The organism is Cupriavidus sp. OTU4054 (genome assembly GCF_038440175.1).
Classification (GTDB): Bacteria; Pseudomonadota; Gammaproteobacteria; order Burkholderiales; family Burkholderiaceae; genus Cupriavidus; species Cupriavidus pauculus_D.
The window spans coordinates 1-19,665 of record NZ_JASATF010000016.1 but is presented as its reverse complement, the minus strand read 5'-3'; the positions used below and the strand labels follow the sequence as shown (position 1 = coordinate 19,665).

The 19,665-nt window shown below is 68.5% G+C and carries 14 protein-coding genes; 11 read left to right on the top strand and 3 right to left on the bottom strand.

What is annotated here, in order from left to right; genetic code table 11:
* Positions 1-90: 90 nt before the first annotated feature.
* Together AAHB16_RS18945 and phhA are read right to left on the bottom strand one after the other, a co-directional pair.
* Positions 91-390, bottom strand: coding sequence for a 4a-hydroxytetrahydrobiopterin dehydratase (locus tag AAHB16_RS18945; protein ID WP_342051716.1), 300 nt, complete (start codon positions 388-390; stop codon positions 91-93).
* 62 nt (positions 391-452) lie between these two features.
* Positions 453-1,343 carry a phenylalanine 4-monooxygenase gene (gene phhA / locus AAHB16_RS18940; RefSeq protein ID WP_342051715.1) on the bottom strand — a complete coding sequence of 297 codons (891 nt, stop codon included), beginning with the start codon at positions 1,341-1,343 and terminating at the stop codon, positions 453-455.
* A gap of 133 nt (positions 1,344-1,476) precedes the next feature.
* Here phhA and AAHB16_RS18935 point away from each other — a divergent pair, with 133 nt between their 5' ends.
* The 5 genes from AAHB16_RS18935 to AAHB16_RS18915 all read left to right on the top strand — a co-directional run bounded on the left by AAHB16_RS18935 (position 1,477) and on the right by AAHB16_RS18915 (position 12,085).
* Positions 1,477-1,950, top strand: coding sequence for an Lrp/AsnC family transcriptional regulator (locus AAHB16_RS18935; protein WP_150373361.1), 474 nt, complete (start codon positions 1,477-1,479; stop codon positions 1,948-1,950).
* 94 nt (positions 1,951-2,044) lie between these two features.
* Positions 2,045-8,044, top strand: a complete 6,000-nt coding sequence (locus tag AAHB16_RS18930) for an alpha-2-macroglobulin family protein (RefSeq protein ID WP_342051714.1) — start codon at positions 2,045-2,047, stop codon at positions 8,042-8,044.
* A 17-nt stretch (positions 8,045-8,061) separates the two neighbouring features.
* Positions 8,062-8,772 carry a lysoplasmalogenase gene (locus AAHB16_RS18925; protein WP_446718117.1) on the top strand — a complete coding sequence of 237 codons (711 nt, stop codon included), beginning with the start codon at positions 8,062-8,064 and terminating at the stop codon, positions 8,770-8,772.
* 60 nt (positions 8,773-8,832) lie between these two features.
* A complete protein-coding gene (gene pbpC / locus AAHB16_RS18920; protein ID WP_446718116.1) occupies positions 8,833-11,079 on the top strand; it encodes a penicillin-binding protein 1C in 2,247 nt (748 codons plus the stop codon).
* 280 nt (positions 11,080-11,359) lie between these two features.
* Complete coding sequence (locus AAHB16_RS18915; RefSeq protein ID WP_150373365.1) at positions 11,360-12,085, top strand: OmpW/AlkL family protein; 726 nt, start codon at positions 11,360-11,362, stop codon at positions 12,083-12,085.
* A 57-nt stretch (positions 12,086-12,142) separates the two neighbouring features.
* Here the strand turns inward: AAHB16_RS18915 and AAHB16_RS18910 are convergent, their stop codons facing one another.
* On the bottom strand, positions 12,143-12,343 hold the full coding sequence (locus AAHB16_RS18910; protein ID WP_150373366.1) for a heavy-metal-associated domain-containing protein: 201 nt from the start codon (positions 12,341-12,343) through the stop codon (positions 12,143-12,145).
* Positions 12,344-12,502: 159 nt separating this feature from the next.
* Here AAHB16_RS18910 and AAHB16_RS18905 point away from each other — a divergent pair, with 159 nt between their 5' ends.
* From AAHB16_RS18905 to AAHB16_RS18880, 6 genes are all read left to right on the top strand, one after another.
* A complete protein-coding gene (locus tag AAHB16_RS18905; protein WP_342051711.1) occupies positions 12,503-14,983 on the top strand; it encodes a heavy metal translocating P-type ATPase in 2,481 nt (826 codons plus the stop codon).
* On the top strand, positions 14,980-15,405 hold the full coding sequence (cueR, locus tag AAHB16_RS18900; RefSeq protein ID WP_150373368.1) for a Cu(I)-responsive transcriptional regulator: 426 nt from the start codon (positions 14,980-14,982) through the stop codon (positions 15,403-15,405). The genes AAHB16_RS18905 and cueR overlap by 4 nt, the downstream gene beginning before the upstream one ends.
* Positions 15,406-15,456: 51 nt before the next feature.
* Positions 15,457-16,410: an alpha/beta hydrolase gene (locus AAHB16_RS18895; RefSeq protein WP_342051710.1), complete on the top strand. Its 954-nt coding sequence runs from the start codon at positions 15,457-15,459 to the stop codon at positions 16,408-16,410.
* Between the two features lie 78 nt (positions 16,411-16,488).
* Positions 16,489-18,153 (top strand): GMC family oxidoreductase, encoded by a 1,665-nt coding sequence (locus tag AAHB16_RS18890; protein WP_342051709.1) that lies wholly within the window; start codon positions 16,489-16,491, stop codon positions 18,151-18,153.
* Positions 18,154-18,420: 267 nt separating this feature from the next.
* Complete coding sequence (locus AAHB16_RS18885; RefSeq protein ID WP_150373371.1) at positions 18,421-19,206, top strand: ABC transporter ATP-binding protein; 786 nt, start codon at positions 18,421-18,423, stop codon at positions 19,204-19,206.
* Between the two features lie 15 nt (positions 19,207-19,221).
* A partial coding sequence (locus tag AAHB16_RS18880) for an ABC transporter ATP-binding protein (protein ID WP_342051708.1) occupies positions 19,222-19,665 on the top strand: 444 nt, incomplete at its 3' end.

Below are 19,665 nucleotides of genomic sequence, written 5' to 3'. Positions count from 1 at the left end.
CTGGTTCGGGCCAACCATCATGCAAGTCGGCAATGCTGCCGATTGTACAGGGCCATGCCTTTCAGCGACCTAACAGGGAATCGGAGGAAATCAGCGCGCGAGCCCCGACGCCGCCTTCTCGATGAACGTGGCCAGGTCGATATCGCGCTGGGTCAGGCCGTCGGCATCGTGGGTGGACAGCGTGATGTCCACGCGGTTGTACACGTTGAACCATTCGGGATGATGGTCCGCCTTGTCCGCATGCAGTGCCACGCGCGTCATGAAGCCGAATGCCGCATTGAAGTCGGCGAAGCGGAACGATTTCTGGATGGCGTCGCGGCCGTCCACGGGGGTCCAGCCGGGCAGGCCGGCGAGCAGGCTCGCGCGCGCCTCTTGCGAGAGGGGAGTCATGGTGGGCTCGATCGATAGGGAAGAGAAGGTGATTGTTCCACAAAGGGGGGCGCGCTTCAGCTTCAGATGTCTTCGCTGTCGCCCCAGCCCTCGCGCGTGCCCGTATGGATCACATCGTCCCCCGCCGCGATATCGCCCGCGCCGAGCGTGGGCTCCGCGCGCAGCGCGTCGTACAGTGGCGTGAAGTCGGGACCCGTCGCGTCGAACAGCTGTTCGAAGCTGTCGATGACGAAGTACGTTTTCTGGAACGTGTCGATGCGATACCGCGTGCGCATGATGCGCCGCACGTCAAAGCCGATCCGGTTGGGGCTGGCCGCGTCGAGGCTGTAGATCGACTCGCCCTGGCTCGACAGGATGCCCGCGCCGTAGATGCGCAGGCCCTCGGGCGTGCGGATCAGGCCGAACTCCACCGTGTACCAATAGAGGCGTGCGAGCATGTCCAGCGCGCCCAGTCCGTGCGCTTTCAGGCCACCCTTGCCGTACGCCTCCATATAGTCGGCGAAGACCGGGTTGATCAGCAGCGGCACGTGCCCGAACACATCGTGGAAGCAATCGGGCTCCTGCAGGTAATCGAGCTGCTCGGGCTTGCGCATCCACCAGCTGGCCGGAAAGCGGCGGTTCGCCAGATGCTCGAAGAACACCTTGTCGGGCACGAGGCCGGGGACGGCCACGATCTGCCAGCCCGTCGCGCGCATCAGCCGTTCGTTGAGCGCGTCGAAGTCGGGCACGCGGTGCTTGTCCATGCCGAGGGTGTCCAGTCCCGCGAGAAACTCGTTGCAGACGCGGCCCTTGAGCATCGTGGCCTGCCGCTCGTAGAGCGTGCGCCATATCGCATGATCGGTCTCGGTATAGCGATGCACGGGCTGTGCGATGGTGAAGTCGTCGCGCAACGCCTGCCCCGACAGCAGGCCGGCGTCGAACTGTTCCTTCAGCTTCTCGGTCATGGTGATCATGTGCGCTCCAGCGATGCGGGAATACTGCACAGTTTATGGAGTCGCACTCGCAATAAGGCCGCAAAATCGACGCTGGCGGCGGCGAGGATGCATATAATCCGCATCAGATAAATATTCGGTGCGGAAATCACGTATGGTTGAACTCGATGCGTACGATCTGGCGCTGCTTGCCGCGCTGCAGCACGACGGTCGCTCGACCCATCAGCAGCTGGCGGACCGGGTCCATCTTTCGCCAAGCCAGGTAGGCCGGCGCATTGCGCGGCTCGAAGCGGACGGCGTGATCACCGGTTACCGCGTGAACCTGTCGCACCAGTCGCTGGGGCTGGGGGTCGTCGTCTTTATCAGTATCAAGCTCGCCCACCACGGCGACACCGCCGTCGAGCGGTTTCGCGAGGAAATCCTGCTGCTCGAGGAAGTGCAGGAGTGCTATGCCGTGGCCGGCGAGGCCGACTATCTGGTGCGTGTGGTCGTGCCGGACCTCCCGATGCTGGCGGACTTCACGATGAAGAAGCTCATGCGCGTGCCCGGCGTGGAAAGCGTGCGCTCGAATATCGTGCTGACCGCGCTAAAGCGAGAAGGCCAGTTGCCGCTGTCGCATTTGCGCTGAAAAGCAAGCTCCTCGCGGCTGAAATGTGCGCAGGCTTGCGCTTGCCATCGGCCCATGTCACGCTCGCCGGGTGCCAAAACCGGGAGAGGCAGGGATGAGGGGAATCGTCGCCATCGGATTCGCGTCGCTGGCCGCGCTGAGCGCCGCGCAGGCGCTCGCCGCGCAGATCACGCGTTTCTCGCCAGAAGGGGTGGTGCCGCGCGTGCGGCAGGTAGCCATCCGCTTTGACGAACCGATGGTCCCGATGGGCGACCTCAAGGCCGCCGCGCCCGCCGCGGTGGCCTGCCAGGGCGGTGGCTCGGCAGGCCAGGGCCGCTGGGTCGATGCCAGCAACTGGGTCTTCGACTTCGAGCAGGACCTGCCCCCGGGCGTGCGCTGCACGGTGCGCATGGCCAACGGGCTCAAGAGCGTGGCCGGCAAGGCGTACAGCGGCAAGCCCGAATACCGCTTCGAGACCGGGGGGCCCACCGTGCTCTCGGCGCGGCCGTCGGGTGGCCAGATCGAAGAGGACCAGGTCTTCGCGCTGCGCTTTAACGGTGCGGCCACGGCGGGCTCCATCCAGTCTCATGCATGGTGCCAGGCCGAAGGCCTCGGCGAACGCATCCCCGTGCGGCTGCTCTCCGGCAAGGATCGCGACACCGTGCTCGGGGCGATCCGCTGGTCCGACTTCGCGAAGCAGACGCCTGAAGCGATCCATCTGCTTGCCTGCCAGCAGCGCCTGCCGTCGGGCGCGCGCATGCAGCTCGTGCTCGACGCCGGTATCGCCACGCCCTCCGGCGTGGCCACCCGCGATGCGCGCCGCTTCGACTTCACGGTACGCGAGGCCTTCGCGGCCGGCTTCACCTGCGAGCGCGAACGCGCCGAGGCACCCTGCACGCCGCTGCGGCCGCTGCGCGTCACGTTCACGGCACCGGTGCCGCGCAAGGTTGCCGAACGCGTGGTGCTGAAGACGCCGTCGGGCGACCGCGCGCCCACGTTCGATCCGGACCTCTCCCCCGATGCCGCCGTCGACTCGGTGTCGTTCCCGCCGCCGTTCGCGGAGAACGCCGCGCTGACGATCGAGGCGCCGAAGGATCTGAAGGACGATGCGGGCCGTACGCTGACGAACGCCGATCTCTTTCCGCTCAAGGTCACCATGGCCGCGCTGCCGCCGCTCGCGAAGTTCGCGGCGGCGCCGTTCGGGGTGGTCGAGCGCTTCGCGGACGTTCCGCGCAACAAGTCCGATGGCGACTATCCGCCGCTGTTGCCCGTGACGCTGCGCAATGTGGAGGCCGATCTGCCGGCAACCGCGGTGCGCGCGCAGGCGGGTACCGTGGCGCGGCTCAAGGTCGATGACGACGGCGCGGTGCTGCGCTGGCTCGGGCTGGTCAAGCGCATGCACGAGACCTCATGGACGCGCGGCGAACTCGATGCCGTGCTGGCTGGCAGGTCACCTTACGAGGTGCGCAATCCGCGCAATGCACCGTCGATCGAAACGCGTTCGGTCTCGCTGCTCGACAAGGCCGCCGGTGTGCGCAAGCTCGATATCCCGAAGCCGACCGGTGGCGATCCGCGTCCGTTCGAGGTCGTGGGCATTCCGCTGCCCGAGCCCGGCTTCCACGTGGTGGAGATCGCCTCGCCGCGCCTCGGTGCCGCGCTGCTCGGCCGGCAGGCGCCGATGTACGTGCGTACCGCCGCGCTGGTCACGAACCTCGGCGTGCATCTGAAGATCGCGCGCGCGGCGACCGATGGCGACATGAGCGGGCTGGTCTGGGTCACCACGCTCGACGACGGCAAGCCCGTGGCGAACGCCGCGGTGGCCGTGCGCGATTGCAACGGCAAGCTCTACGGCGAAGCGCGTACCGATGCCACGGGCGTCGCACGCTTCGACAAGCTGCCCGCGTCGCGTCACGACGATTGCGCGAACGGCCTGTCCGGCTACTTTGCCTCCGCGCGCATCGCGGCCGATCATCCGCAGGCGCGCGGCAAGGCCGATATGGCGTTCGTGATGTCGGACTGGAATCGCGGCATCGAGACGTGGCGCTTCAACGTGCCGACCAATATGAGCGCCTCGCAGACGCTGCGCGCGCACACGGTATTCGATCGCACGCTGCTGCGCCTGGGCGAGACCGTGTCGATGAAGCATCTGCTGCGCACCGAAACGCTGCAGGGCTTTGGACTGCCATCGGGCGAGAACGCGATGCCCGCGAAACTCGTCGTCACGCACGAGGGCAGCGGCCAGACCTACGAGATGCCGCTGGCATGGCGCGCCACGGCAACGGGCGGCCGCAGTGCCGAAAATACGTTCCAGATTCCGCCGGCCGCCAAGCTTGGCCAGTACAGCACGGCGCTCGTCTATGCGAGCGGCCAGTCGCTCGATACCGGCGGCTTCCGCGTCGAGGCATTTCGCCTGCCGGTGCTCGCGGGCACGCTGCAGGCCGACAAGGACCCGAAGGCGAAGGGCAACGCGCTCATTGCGCCGTCGTCGGTGCCGGTGGGCATGGAGATCCATTACCTGTCCGGTGGCGGCGCATCGGGACTGCCCGTGCAGCTCTCCGCGCTGCTGCGGCAGAAGTCGGTGAACTTTGCCGATTACGACGATTTCTCGTTCGACGCGCCTCGCCAGCGCAAGCAGGCCGGCAGCGGCGGCGACGAGGATGCCGACGACGAGGACGCGTCGGCGCAATCGGAGCGGCTCGTCGCGGACAAGGTGCGCGTCACGCTCGACCGCAACGGCAACGCAAAGACCACGCTCAAGGACCTGCCGAAGATCGACCTGCCGACGGACCTCGTGCTCGAGGCGGGCTTTGCGGACCCCAACGGCGAGATCCAGACGCTGCGGCAGACCGTGCCCGTATGGCCGGCCGGCGTCGTGGCGGGTATTCGCGCGGGCAGCTGGGTATCGGTGACACAGAAGATCGCCGTGCAGGGTCTCGCGCTCGATACGCAGGGCAAGCCGCTTGCGGATACGCCCGTGCAGATCCAGGCGCGGCTGCGTATCAATACGTCGGCACGCAAGCGCGTGGTCGGCGGCTTCTACCAGTACGACAACCGCAGCGAGATGAAGGACCTGGGTACCGTGTGCGAGGCGCGCACCGATGCGCAGGGCCGCGCGCACTGCAATGTCGCGCTGACGCAGGCGGGCGAAGTGGAGCTCGTGGCCATCGTGCGCGACGGCGACGGCCGCATGTCGCGCGCGGCCACCACCGTGTGGGTCACGCGTGCCGGCGAGCTATGGTTCGGCGGCGAGAACCACGACCGCATGGACGTGATTCCGGAGAAGAAGTCGTACGCGCCCGGCGATACCGCGGTGTTCCAGGTGCGCATGCCGTTCCGCCGCGCCACCGCGCTCGTGGCCGTGGAGCGCGAGGGTGTGATCGAAACGCAGGTCGTGGAATTGCGCGGCGACGATCCGTCGATCCGCCTGAAGGTGAAGCCCGAGTGGGGACCGAACGTGTACGTATCGGTGCTCTCGCTGCGCGGTCGTCTGCGCGACGTGCCCTGGTATTCGTTCTTTACCTGGGGATGGCGCCAGCCCGTCGATTGGTGGCGCGCGTTCCGCACCGAAGGGCGCGAGTATGTCGCGCCGTCGCCGCTCGTCGATCTGTCCAAGCCCGCGTTCCGGCTGGGCCTCGCCGAGATTCGCGTGGGTAACGAAGCGCACCGGCTCGACGTGACCGTCACGCCGGACAAGGCCACGTATCCCGTGCGGGGCAAGGCGCGCGTGGCCGTGCAGGTGAAGCTGCCCGACGGCAAGCCCGCCGCGAACGCGGAGGTGGCTTTCGCCGCCGTCGACCAGTCGCTGCTCGAGCTCATGCCGAACACGAGCTGGAACCTGCTCGATGCGATGTTGCAGCGGCGCAGCTACGGCGTGGAGACATCGACCGCGCAGATGGAGATCATCGGCAGGCGCCATTATGGGCGCAAGGCCGTGCCCGCGGGCGGCGGCGGCGGCAAGAGTCCGACGCGCGAGCTGTTCGACACGCTGCTGCTGTGGAATCCGCGCGTGCAGCTCGATGCCGAGGGCAAGGCCTCGCTCGAAGTGCCACTCAACGATTCGCTGACGAGCTTCCGCATCGTCGCGGTGGCGGACCTCGGCGTGGGCCGCTTCGGTACCGGCAGCGCGAGCATCGCCGCCACGCAGGACCTGCAGATGATCGCGGGCCTGCCGCTGCTGGTGCGCGAGGACGACCGCTATCGCGCGATGTTCACGCTGCGCAATACGACGCAGCGCGCGATGACGGTGGAAGCGAGCGCGCGCGCCACGCTCGTCGACACCCAGGCACTGCCGACGCAGACGGTGCAGTTGCCCGCGGGCGAGTCGCGCGAGATCGGGTGGGACGTGACCGCGCCCGCGCTGCTCGCGTATAGCCGCAGCGGAACGATTCAATGGGAGGTGCAGGCGGTGGAGAAAGGCGGCGGCAACGCGAGCGATCGCCTCAAGGTGTCGCAGCAGATCGTGCCCGCCGTGCCGGTGACGGTCCAGCAGGCCACGCTTGCGCAGCTGTCGCCCTCGCTGTCGATTCCGGTTCAGGCACCCGCCGATGCGCTGGCGGATCCCGCAGGCAAGTTGCGCGGCGGCCTGCAGGTGTCACTGCAATCGTCGCTCGCGGGCGGCATGCCTGGCGTGCGCGAGTGGTTCCGCGCGTATCCGTTCTCGTGCCTCGAACAGCGGACGTCGAAGTCGATCGGCCTCAACGATACGGCCGCATGGGATGCGCTGATGGCGCAGTTGCCGTCGTATCTCGACAGCAACGGCCTCGCGTCGTATTTCCCGCTGTCGAGCGATGCGACGCAGGGCAGCGTGACGCTGACCGCGTACCTGCTTGCGCTGACGGACGAAGCCGCGCGCGCGGGACTGCCGATGCGCGTGCCCGATGCGCTGCGCGCGCAGATGGAGCGTGGCCTCACCGCATTCGTGGAGGGCCGCATCACGCCGCCGCGCTGGGCGCCGCAGTCCGCGACGATGGACCTCGAGGTGCGCAAGCTTGCCGCGCTCGAAGCGCTCTCGCGCACGGGCCATGCGCAGGCGCGCATGCTCGGCTCCATCCAGATCCTGCCCGCGCAATGGCCCACGTCCGCGCTGATCGACTGGCTGTCGCTGCTGTCGCGCATGCCCGACATCCCGCAGCACGAGGCGCGCGTTGCCGAAGCGCAGCAGCTGCTGCGTGGCCGGCTGACGGTGCAGGGCACGCGCCTGGTGTTCTCCACCGAGCGCGACGACAACTGGTGGTGGCTCATGGCCAACGGTGACGTCAACGCGGCGCGGCTGCTGGCGGTGGCCTCGCAGCTGCCGGCATGGAAGGACGATGTGCCGCAGCTGGTGACGGGTCTGCTCGGCCGGCAGGCGCGGGGCGCGTGGAGCACGACGACGGCCAACGCCTGGGGTGTGCTCGCGATCGCGCGCTACGCGCAGACATACGAGCGCACGCCCGTGAGCGGCACCACGCGTGCCACGCTCGGCGCCGAGTCGCGCGCATTCGACTGGGCCCGCGCGACCACGCGCGACGGCATCGCGACGGGCGCCGTCGATCTGCCGTGGCCCGGAGGCGCCGCGGGCGCGACCCCGAAGCTGTCGCCGACGCCTGTGGCCGCACCGGCCGCGCTGCAGGTCGAGCATGCGGGCGGCGGACGTCCGTGGGCGACGGTGCGCGCGCTGGCGGCGGTGCCGCTGCGCGAACCCATTGCAGCGGGCTATCGCATCCGCCGCACGGTCACGCCGGTGGAACAGGCCGTGGCGGGCAAGTGGTCGCGCGGCGATACGTATCGCGTGAAGCTCGACGTCGATGCGCAGGCCGACATGACGTGGGTCGTGGTCAGCGATCCGGTGCCGACCGGCGCGACGATCCTCGGCAGCGGCCTGGGCCGCGATTCGGACATCGCGACGCGTGGCCAGCAGGGTGGCACGTACGCGACGTTCGTCGAGCGCACGCCCGAGGCCTATCGCGCGTACTACGACTATGTGCCGAAGGGCGGCTTCACCGTCGAATACACGGTGCGGCTCAACAACGCGGGCGAGTTCGCGTTGCCCCCGGTGCGCGCGGAGGCGATGTATGCGCCCGACGTGTTCGGTGCATTGCCGGTCGAACGTCTGACCGTGGGGGCGCGCCCGTGATCCGCTTTGCCGTCAGGATGCCCGCGCGCGTGCGCGAATGGTGGTTCATGGGTGCGATCGCGGGTGTCATCTATGGCGTGCTGCTGCTGCAGGCCACGATGGTGCTCCCGCCCGGCGCGCCGCTGATCGGCGTGGTTTCGTACCAGCCGTTGTGGAAGTGCGCGATGGCGTTGCTGCTCGCGCGCGCGGCATGGTTCCACCGGCCGCTGTTCGAGCGCCGGTGGCTCGTCATCGCGCTCGTGTTGTCCGCGATCGGCGACCTGCTGCTGGCCTTGCCCGCGTTGCGCATCTCGTTTATCGGCGGGCTCGGCGCGTTTCTGCTCGCGCATCTCGCGTACCTGCGGCTGTTCGCGCCGCTTGGCGCGGACCTGCGCGCGCATCGCCTCGTCGCCTGCGGGCTCGTGATCGGCGCGGCCGGCGCGCTGCTCGGCCGCTTCTGGCCGAATCTCGGCGAGCTCGCGTGGCCGGTGGTGGCCTATATCGGCGTGCTGGCGGCCATGGCGTGCGCGGCGTTGCTCGCGCGCCTGCCGACGCCGCTGACCGCGCTCGGTGCCATCTGCTTCGTGATCTCGGACGCGCTGATCGGCACCGCGCGCTTTCTTTCCGCGTTCGATACGTATCAGCTCGGCATCTGGTGGTTCTATGCCGCGGCGCAGGTGCTGATCGTCGCGGGCATCGTGGGCGGGCGGGAGACGCCCGGTGTGCAACCGATGGACGCAAAGGTGTAGCCGGCGATGCGCGGCGCGTCATCGTCCCCTCGTTGCTGGCGCGCCGTGCTTGCGGTGGCGATGATGCTGGCCGTGCCCGCCGCGTTCGCGGTGCCCACGTTCGGCGCCGTGCGCGATGCATGGCGCAGTGCGGACGTGGTGGTCGCCGATCGGCATGGGGAGACGATCGCGCGCATCCGCGACGACTTCCGCGCGCGGCGCGGAGACTGGGTCGGCCTTGCCGATACCTCGCCGGCGCTGCGCACGGCCATCGTGCTCTCCGAAGATCGCCGCTTCTATGCGCACAGCGGTGTCGACTGGCAGGGCGTGGCCGCCGCCGCATGGGCGAACCTCTGGAACACGCGCACGCGCGGCGCGTCCACGCTGACGATGCAGCTGGCGGGGCTGCTCGACGAGGATCTGCGCGCGGGGGGCGGACGGACCGGCGGACGCAGCATGACGCAGAAGGTCGGCCAGGCGGTGAGCGCGGCGTCGCTCGAGCGCGGCTGGAGCAAGGACCAGATCCTCGAGGCGTATCTGAACCTCGTGCCGTTCCGTGGCGAACTGGTCGGCCTGTCGGCGATGTCGCAGACGCTGTTCGGCAAGGTGCCGAGCGGGCTCGATGCGCGTGAATCGGCCGTGGCGGTGGCGCTCGTGCGCGCGCCCAACGCGACCCCCGCGCAAGTCTCGCGGCGCGCGTGCGGCATCCTGCGGGACATGCAGCTGCCGCGCGAGTGCGATGGCCTCGACGGCTTCACGCAGCTGGCACTGCTGCGCGCAAGCGGTGCGGGCGCGATGAAGCCGGCTGGGGCGAGTCTGGCACCGCATCTGGGCCGGCTGCTCGTGGCGCAGGCTGCGGCGGGCAAGCATGCGGCGAGTGGCAACGCGGCGATTGGCAACGCGGCGATTGGCAACGCGGCGATGGGCAACGCGGCGATGGGCACGGTGTCGCGTATCGACTCGACGCTCGATGCGCGCGTGCAGCGCGTGGCGGTGACGAGCCTCGACCGCCATCTGCGCGAACTCGCGGGCCGCAACGTCGAGGATGGTGCGGTTATCGTGATCGACAACGCGAGCGGCGACGTGCTCGCGTACGTCGGCTCGTCGGGCGTGCTGTCCGCGGCCGCGCAGGTCGATCACGCGGCCGCGCTGCGGCAGGCCGGCTCGACGCTCAAGCCGTTTCTCTACGCGCAGGCGCTCGAGGAGCGGCGCGTGACGGCCGCGTCGCTGCTCGACGATCGTCCCGTCAATCTGCCGACGGGCGGCGGGCTCTATATCCCGCAGAACTACGATCACCAGTACGCGGGCTGGGTCAGCCTGCGCGCGGCGCTGGGCGCATCGCTGAATGTGCCCGCTGTGCGCACGCTGGTCATGGTCACGCCGCATCGCTTTCATCGCCGGCTCGTGGCGCTGGGCCTGCCGCTCACGCAGTCGGGCGACTATTACGGTTACAGCCTCGCGCTCGGCAGCGCCGACGTTTCGCTGCTGTCGCTGACGAATGCCTATCGCGCGTTCGCCAATGGCGGTGCCTATAGCGCGCCAAGGCTCCGCGCGGGCGACCCTCGCGCCACGCCGCGCGCGGTGATGCAACCGGCCGCGGCCTATGTGATCGGCGACGTGCTCTCGGACCGCCATGCGCGCGCGCGCACGTTCGGGCTCGACAGCCCGCTCACCACGCGTTTCTGGACCGCCGTGAAGACGGGCACCAGCAAGGACATGCGCGACAACTGGTGCATCGGCTGGTCGCAGCGCTACACGGTTGGCGTCTGGGTCGGCAACGCGAGCGGCGCGAGCATGCACGATGTCTCGGGCGTGACCGGCGCCGCGCCGGTCTGGCACGACGTGATGGAGGCGCTGCACGGCGCCATGCCGAGCCGTGCGCCGGCCATGCCGGGTGGTGTGCGGCGCATCGGCCTGACGTTCGACCAGAACCTCGAGCCCGCGCGCGAGGAGGTGTTTCTCGACGGCACCGAGATGTCGCGCGTGAGCGTCGCCGCGGCGGCGCCCCGCGATGCCGGCGCCCGCCCGGCCATCGCCAGTCCCGCCAACGGCACCGTGTTCGCGCTCGATCCCGATATCCCGCCACGCGCGCAACGCGTGTGGTTTCACGCGTCGGCCTCCACCGGCGAGGTGGCCACCGGCGTCAGCTGGCGGCTGGACGGCAAGCCGCTCGGACGCGGTGGCGAAGTGGCCTGGCTGCCCTGGCCGGGCCGGCATCAGGTGGAACTCGTCGATGGGACCGGCCGCGTCGTGGACCGCGTCGCCATCGAGGTCCGTGGCGCAAGCGTGCGCGACGCGGCACCGGCGGCCCGGCCGCGCCGGCCCTGACATGGCTTTTGCTCCGCACGTGACCGGCATTTCGTTTCAAATGTGCGTATGCAGCAAACCCCCTCACCCGAAGGGGTCTTTGCGTTTCCGACAAAAACCGTTGCGCGCACGCAGCGGATATTTAAGAAAGACCCGGTAATTTCCGATGTTTTATTGGGTTAACCCGGGCTTTAGGGCGTTCCTTCTACGCATCGTTTTCATGTTTGAAACAGTCGGCGCTTCCGTCACGGGATAATGCGTGCCTTGGAGTAGGTCACATCAAGAGGAGTAAAGAGGAGCTATGAAGAACATCTATAAAAAGATGCTGGTGGCGGCCGCGGCCATGACGCTCGGCGGCTTTGCCCAGGCACAATCCGCGGGCAGCACGGTCGTGAGCATGGGCTGGTTCCGCGTCATGCCCACCGGGTCCAGCGAGAACCTGACCATCGACAGCCTCGCGGGCCGTCCGGTCGGCCAGCAGCGTCCGAACACGGGCGCGAAGATCGATTCGGCCGATACGCTGGGTCTCGCGCTCGATCACTTCTTCACGGACAACATCTCGGCCGAGTTCGTGCTGGGCGTGCCGCCGAAGCATGACGTGAGCGGCGATCGCGGATACGAGAAGTACGGCAAGCTCGGCGAAGTCCGCCAGTGGAGCCCGGCCGTCGTGTTCAAGTGGCACTTTTTCGACGCCAAGACCAAGTTCCGTCCGTACGTGGGCGTCGGCGTGAACTACACGTGGTTCACGGGCGAAACGGTCACGAACCAGAATTTCGTGAACAACGAGTTCGGACCGGGCTCGCGCATGACCGCGAGCGCCACGCCGTCGTGGAACCCCGTATTCAACGTCGGCGCCAACTACAACATCACCGACCGCTGGTCGGTGGGGGTGTCGGTCTCGTACGTGCCGATCTCGACGCGCGGCAACTTCGAAACCACGCTGGCCAACGGCGCGGTCGTGAAGTCGCATACCAAGATCAGCATCGATCCGGTCGTGACGTACCTGAGCGTCGGCTACCGCTTCTGACGCGACCCGCGGGGCATCGGCAAGGAAGAAGGGGCACCATTCGGTGCCCCTTTCCTGTTATCTGGCCGCCTTCACGGGGTAGCCGGCTTCCTCGATGGCCTTGCGCAGGGCGGCCTGGTCGGCCTGGCTATCGACCTTCACGGCCTGCGTGGGCACATCGGCGGAGACGCTGGCGGCCGGATCGACTGCCTGGACCGCGCGGGTGATCGCGCCGACACAGTGGTTGCAGGACATGCCTTCGACTTCGAACTGGATCATCTTGAGCTCCGGATTGAGATGGAGGGATTGCACGGAATGGAGTGTGAACCTTCCCACCGTGGGAAGCGCAAGCGGAAAATTGTGGGGGGCCGACCTTGACCTTCCAATGATGGTAAGGTCCACGATGCAGTGGTCGCCACTGCCAATTGCCCGTCCATCATGTCGATTTCCGCCGAACCTTCTGTCGCTTTTGACGCCGCCACCGGCGCGGAGTGGAGTTTTCCCGTCGATGGCATGACGTGCGCGTCCTGCGTGCGCCGCGTCGAGAACGCGCTGGCCAAAGTGCCCGGCGTCAGCGATGCCTCCGTCAACCTTGCCACCGAGCATGTCACGCTGCGCGCCGCGCCCGGTGCCGATGCGGGCGCCGCGCTGTCGGCGGCCGCGCAGGCCGTCACCGACGCCGGCTACGAGGTGCCGCGAGAAACCGTCGAACTGTCCGTGTCCGACATGACGTGCGCGTCGTGCGTGGGCCGCGTGGAGCGCGCGCTGCGCGCGGTGCCCGGCGTCGTCGGGGCCGAGGTCAATCTCGCCACCGAGCGCGCGGCCGTGACCGTGCTGCGCGATGCGGTCTCCACCGACGCGCTCACCCAGGCGGTGACGCGGGCCGGGTACGGCGCCGCGGCCGTCACCGCGCCGGTCGGCACCGAGGCGCCGGCGCGGCACGATTTCTGGTCGAGTCCCTATGCGGTCGCGATTCCCGCGCTGCTGTCGCTGCCGCTCGTCGCGCCGATGGTGCTCGAGTGGTTCGGCGTGCACTGGATGCTGCCGGCATGGGTGCAGTGGCTGCTGGCCACGCCGGTGCAGTTCGTGTTCGGCTGGCGCTTCTACAAGGCCGGGTGGAAGGCCGTGCGCGCGGGCGCCGGCAATATGGACCTGCTCGTGGCGCTCGGCACGTCCGCGGCCTACGGCCTGTCGCTGTGGATGATGGCGACCGCGGGCGAACACCACGCGGGGCATCTCTATTTCGAGAGCGCGGCCGTGGTGATCACGCTCGTGCGGCTCGGCAAGTGGCTCGAGACGCGCGCCAAGCGCCAGACCGCCGACGCGATCCGCGCGCTGGCGGCGCTGCGGCCCGATACCGCGCAGGTGCGCCGTGCCGGGCAGGTCGTCACCGTGCCGCTCGCGGAGGTCCGCGTGGGCGACGAGATCGTGGTGCGCCCCGGCGAACGCGTGCCGGTGGATGCGCGGATCATCGAAGGCAGCAGCCACGTCGATGAATCGATGCTCACGGGCGAGTCCGTACCCGTTGCGCGCGGCGTGGGCGATGCGCTCACCGGTGGCGCCATCAATGCCGAGGGGCTGCTCGTCGCGCGCACGACGGCCGTGGGCGCGGAAACCGTGCTCGCGCGCATCATTCGCATGGTCGAGCATGCGCAGGCCGCCAAGGCGCCGATCCAGCGCCTCGTCGATCGGGTCAGCGCGGTGTTCGTCCCCGTCGTCCTGGTGCTGGCGCTGGCCACGTTGCTCGGCTGGGGATTCGTGGGCGGCGACTGGTCCGCGGCGCTGCTCAATGCCGTAGCCGTGCTCGTGATCGCGTGCCCGTGCGCGCTGGGGCTCGCCACGCCCACCGCGATCATGGCGGGTACCGGTGCCGGCGCGCGCGCGGGCATTCTGATCAAGGACGCCGAGGCGCTTGAAGTGGCGCACCGCGTCTCGGTGGTCGCCTTCGACAAGACGGGCACGCTGACGATCGGCAAGCCCGAGGTTGTCGCGCTGGAAGCCGCGGACGGCGACGAGGCGGGCCTGCTGGCCCAGCTTGCCGCGCTGCAGGCCGGCAGCGAACATCCGCTCGCGCGGGCGGTGCTCGCGGCCGCGCAGGCGCGGGGCATCGCCGCGCCGGCCGCCACCGATGTGCGTGCGCTGCCCGGTCGCGGGATCGAAGGGCAGGTCGGTGGCGTCGCGCTGCAGCTGGGCAGCGAGGGGCTCCGCGCATCGCTCGGCGCCGAACCGGGCGATGCGCTCCAGGCGTCGGCCACCCGGCTGCGTAGCGAAGGGCGGACCGTATCGTGGCTGCTCGATGCGCGCGCGCGGCGCGTGCTCGGCCTGGTCGCCTTTGGCGACGCGCTCAAGCCCACGGCCGCCGCCGCCGTGGCGCGCCTGCGCGCCGCGGGCATCCGCACCGTGATGCTGACCGGCGACAACGCGGGCGCGGCGCGCCATATCGGCGATGCGCTCGGTCTCGACGAGGTACAGGCCGAAGTGCTGCCCGAACACAAGGCCGCGCGCGTGCAGGCGTTGCAGCAGGGCGGAGCGGTCGTGGCGATGGTCGGCGACGGCATCAACGATGCGCCCGCCCTCGCCGCCGCTGACGTGGGTATCGCGATGTCCACCGGTACCGACGTGGCGATGCACGCCGCCGGCATCACGCTGATGCGTGGCGATCCGCTGCTCGTCCCCGATGCCCTCGCCGTGTCCGATCGCACGGTCCGCAAGATCCGCCAGAACCTGTTCTGGGCCTTTATCTATAACGTGATCGGCATCCCGCTCGCGGCGGCCGGTCTGCTCAATCCCGTGGTGGCCGGCGCGGCGATGGCGTTCTCGAGCGTCAGCGTCGTCAGCAATGCGCTGCTGCTGCGCCGCTGGCGCGCGGCGGCCGCGTCCCCCAATGCTTCGTCCCCCGTACAGGAGGCCACATCATGAATATCGGAGAAGCCGCCGACGCCTCGGGCGTCACCGCCAAGATGATCCGGCACTACGAATCGATCGGGCTGCTGGAAACCCCGCCGCGCACGGAGGGCGGCTACCGCCGTTACGATGCGCGCGCGGTCCATACCTTGCGCTTCGTGCGGCGGGCCCGTAATCTCGGATTCTCGCTCGACGAGATTCGCGGGCTGCTGTCGCTGTGGCACGATCGTGCCCGCGCGAGCGCGGATGTGAAAGCGCTCGCATTGCGTCATCTCGACGAACTGGAGACGCGCATCGCGGAGCTGACGGCCATGCGCGATACGCTGCGCGGGCTCGCCGAGTCGTGCAGCGGCGACGATCGGCCCGATTGCCCGATCCTCACCGATTTCGCACGGGAGGACGGCGCGCCGGCGTCGTGTTGTCACACGCAGCCGTAACACGTATCGGTCATAACCCAAAGCAGGCACACCCGGCGAGGAGACAATGGGATGGATGAACCTGTGACGATTACCGAGCGCGACATTCATTCGGCGAATGAAGATGGCGTGGCCGCAAATGCGGCCGCGAGCGCTGCCACGGCGGGCGCGATCCTCCCGACCGAAAGCCGCCAGCGCATGCGCGACGGCACCGAGCTGTCGCTGCGCACGTGGGCGCCCGATCCCCGCCGCTACCCCGAACCATTGGGTACGCTGCTGCTGGTACACGGCCTTGGCGAGCACTGCGGCCGCTACCAGCACGTGGCCGACGTGCTTTGCGGACTGGGTCTGCGCGTGCGCGCCTACGATCACCGTGGCCATGGCCACAGCGGCGGCCCGCGCATGGTGGTCCCCCATGCGGATGCCTATGTCGACGATCTGGCCGAGATCCATGACGGCGCCGTGCGCCAGTGGAACGAACTTCCCATCGTGCTCGGACACAGCATGGGCGGGCTCGTCGCCGCGCGTTTCGCGACGGCACGGGTGCGGCCGATTCGCGCACTGGTCCTGTCTTCGCCGGCGCTTGCGCTGTTCCTTTCGCCGCGCATGCTTACGTTCCAGCGCGTGCTGATGGCGCTGGCCCCACGTCTGCGCGTGCCCACGCAACTCGATGCGAGCGGCCTGTCGCACGACCCCGAGGTCGTGCGCGCATATCGGACCGATCCGCTCGTGCAGTCCACCATCAGCGCGGGCGTGCTCGAAACGTTCGTGCGCGGCATGGCGCAGGCGCAGGCCGATGCGGCGCGGCTTGAAGTGCCGACGCTGATGCTCGTCGCGGGCGCCGATCGCATCGTCGATCCCGCCGGCAGCCGCACCTTCCACGACCACGCGCCCGACGATCTGTGCCGCATGGAATGGTTCGCGGACGGCTACCACGAGCTGTTCAACGAAACGGAGCCACGCCGCGGAGAGGCCTTCGCGGCGCTGACGGACTGGCTGGGGCAGCACCTCGTGCCCCTCCGTTAAGACCCTGACGGCCGCCCCGGTCCAGTCGTGCGATGATCTCCGCATTCCGAAAACAAACCGATGCTGGACCAAAGGGACATGGAGACATACGACTACATCATCGTGGGTGCCGGCTCCGCCGGCTGCGTGCTGGCGAATCGCCTCACGCAGGACACCGACGTCAACGTGCTGCTGCTCGAGGCGGGCGGCAAGGACGACTATCACTGGATCCATATCCCCGTCGGCTATCTGTATTGCATCGGCAATCCGCGCACGGACTGGCTGTACCGCACCGTGGCGGAAGCGGGGCTGAACGGCCGCTCGCTCGGCTATCCGCGCGGCCGCGTGCTCGGCGGTTCGTCGTCGATCAACGGGATGATCTACATGCGCGGCCAGCGCGAGGACTACGACGACTGGGCCCGGATCACGGGCGACGACGGCTGGCGCTGGGACAACGTGCTGCCGCTGTTCCGGCGCAGCGAGGACCATTACCGCGGCAATAGCGAGTTCCACGGCGCGGGCGGCGAGTGGCGCGTGGAAGCGCAGCGGCTGCGCTGGGACATTCTCGAACGCTTTATCGATGCCGCCGAACAGGCCGGCATTCCGCGCACCGACGACTTCAATCGCGGCGACAACTTCGGCGTCGGCTACTTCGAGGTGAATCAGCGGCGCGGCATTCGCTGGAATACGTCGAAAGCGTTCCTGCGCCGCGCGGCCGACCGGCCGAACCTCACCATCGTCACGGGCGCGCAGGTCAGCGCGCTGACATTCGACGACGATGCGGGCGGCCGCCGCTGCACGGGCGTGCGCTATGTGGGCGGCGGCGTCGAGCGCGAAGCGCGCGCGACCGAAGAAGTCATCCTGGCTTCCGGCGCCATCAATTCTCCGCAGCTGCTCGAACTATCCGGCATCGGACAGCCGGAGCGGCTGCAGGCACTCGGCATTCGCGTGCGACACGCACTGGCCGGCGTGGGAGAGAACCTGCAGGACCATCTGCAACTGCGTACGGTGATGAAGGTCGAGGGCGTGCGCACGCTGAACACGCGCGTCGCCAACTGGTGGGGCAAGCTCGGCATCGGGCTGCAGTACGCGTTCAACCAGAGCGGGCCGATGAGCATGGCACCCTCGCAGCTCGGCGCGTTCGCGCGCAGCGATGCGAGCCAGGCACGGCCCAATCTCGAGTACCACGTGCAGCCGCTCTCGCTCGACAAGTTCGGCGATCCGCTGCATGCGTTCAACGCATTCACGGCCAGCGTCTGCAATCTGCGCCCCACGTCGCGCGGCAGCGTGCATATCGAGGACGCGGACTTTCGCCGCGCGCCGCTCATCGCGCCGAACTACCTGTCGACGGAAGCGGATCGCAAGGTCGCGGCCGACTCCATCCGGCTCACGCGGCGCATCGTCGCATCGCCGGCGCTCGCGCCATATCGCCCGCAGGAATGGCTGCCCGGTGCCGCGTTCGAGACGGACGAGCAACTGGCCGAAGCCGCGGGCGCGATCGGCACGACGATCTTCCATCCGGTCGGCACCTGCCGCATGGGCCGCGCCGACGATCGCGATGCCGTGGTCGATGAGCGCCTGCGCGTGATCGGGATCGACGGCCTGCGCGTCGTCGATGCATCGGTCATGCCGCTGATCACATCGGGCAATACCAACTCGCCCACGATCATGATCGCGGAGCGTGCGAGCGACATGATTCGCGCCGACCGCCAGGCGCGCTCGCGCGGCGCTGCGTCGCATCCCACAGGCGTGTCTTACGCCTAGTGCAAACCCCGATGTTTTGCGACGCAGCAGGCGCACACAATAGTCGCCGGTATACGGTGCCCAAGCCTGCACATACGTGGTGCGGCGCGTTGGATGCCACCGTATGCGGGCGGTAGCCGCACCGCACAAAAAAACAATCCGAAAGGACTAGAAGCGGCAGTATGGCGACAAGCATGGCGACAGCGTGACGACAGCGCGCCGCGGATCCAACCATTGTCAGTGCCGGGCACAACCCGGTGACGCAGCAAGAGGGCGGGCAGGAGACTTATGAGGCCGGACAATACCGAGGACAACATCCTGGAGACCAGGAACCTCACCAAGGAATTCAAGGGGTTCACCGCGGTCAGCGACGTGAACCTGCGCGTGAAGCGTGGATCGATCCATGCACTGATTGGCCCCAACGGCGCCGGCAAGACCACGTGCTTCAACCTGCTGACGAAGTTCCTCGAACCGACGACGGGCACGATCCTGTTCAACGGTATCGACATCACGCGTGAAAAGCCCGCGCAGATCGCGCGCCGCGGCGTCATCCGTTCATTCCAGATCTCCGCCGTGTTTCCGCACCTCACCGTGCGCGAGAACGTGCGCATCGGTCTGCAACGCCAGCTCGGCACCGCGTTCCAGTTCTGGCGCAGCGAGCGTTCGCTCGACGTGCTGAACGATCGCGCGATGGAACTGCTGGAGCAGGTCGGCCTGACCGAGTTCGCGGAGACCGTCACGGTGAACCTGCCGTACGGCCGCAAGCGCGCGCTCGAGATCGCCACCACGCTCGCGATGGAACCGGAAATGATGCTGCTGGACGAGCCCACGCAGGGCATGGGCCACGAGGACGTGGACCGCGTGACGCAGCTGATCAAGAAGGTCTCCGCGGGCCGCACGATCCTGATGGTCGAGCACAACATGAACGTGGTCTCGTCGATCGCCGACAAGATCACCGTCCTGCAGCGTGGCGCGATTCTCGCCGAAGGCCCGTACGCGGAGGTGTCGAAGGACCCGCGCGTGATGGAAGCGTACATGGGCACGGCGGACGCCGAGCTCCAGGGCGCGCACTGATCAACGGGACCCGACATGGCGAACGACACGACCAACAAGACCGCCGCGCTCGAGATCCGCGATCTGCACGCGTGGTACGGCGAATCGCACATCCTGCACGGCGTGAACCTCACCGTGAACCACGGTGAAGTGGTCACGCTGCTGGGCCGCAACGGCGCGGGCCGCACCACGACGCTGCGCGCGATCATGGGCCTCACGGGCACGCGCAAGGGCTCGATCCAGGTGAACGGGCACGAGACCATCGGCCTGCCCACGCACAAGATCGCGCACTACGGCATCGGCTACTGCCCGGAAGAGCGGGCCATCTTCTCGAGCCTCTCGTGCGAAGAGAACCTGCTGCTGCCGCCGCAGTTGAAGGTGCAGGGTGCCGAGGCCCGGCAGCCGATGAGCGAAGCCGAGATCTACGAGATGTTCCCGAACCTCGCCGAACGCCGGCAGAGTCAGGGCACACGCCTCTCT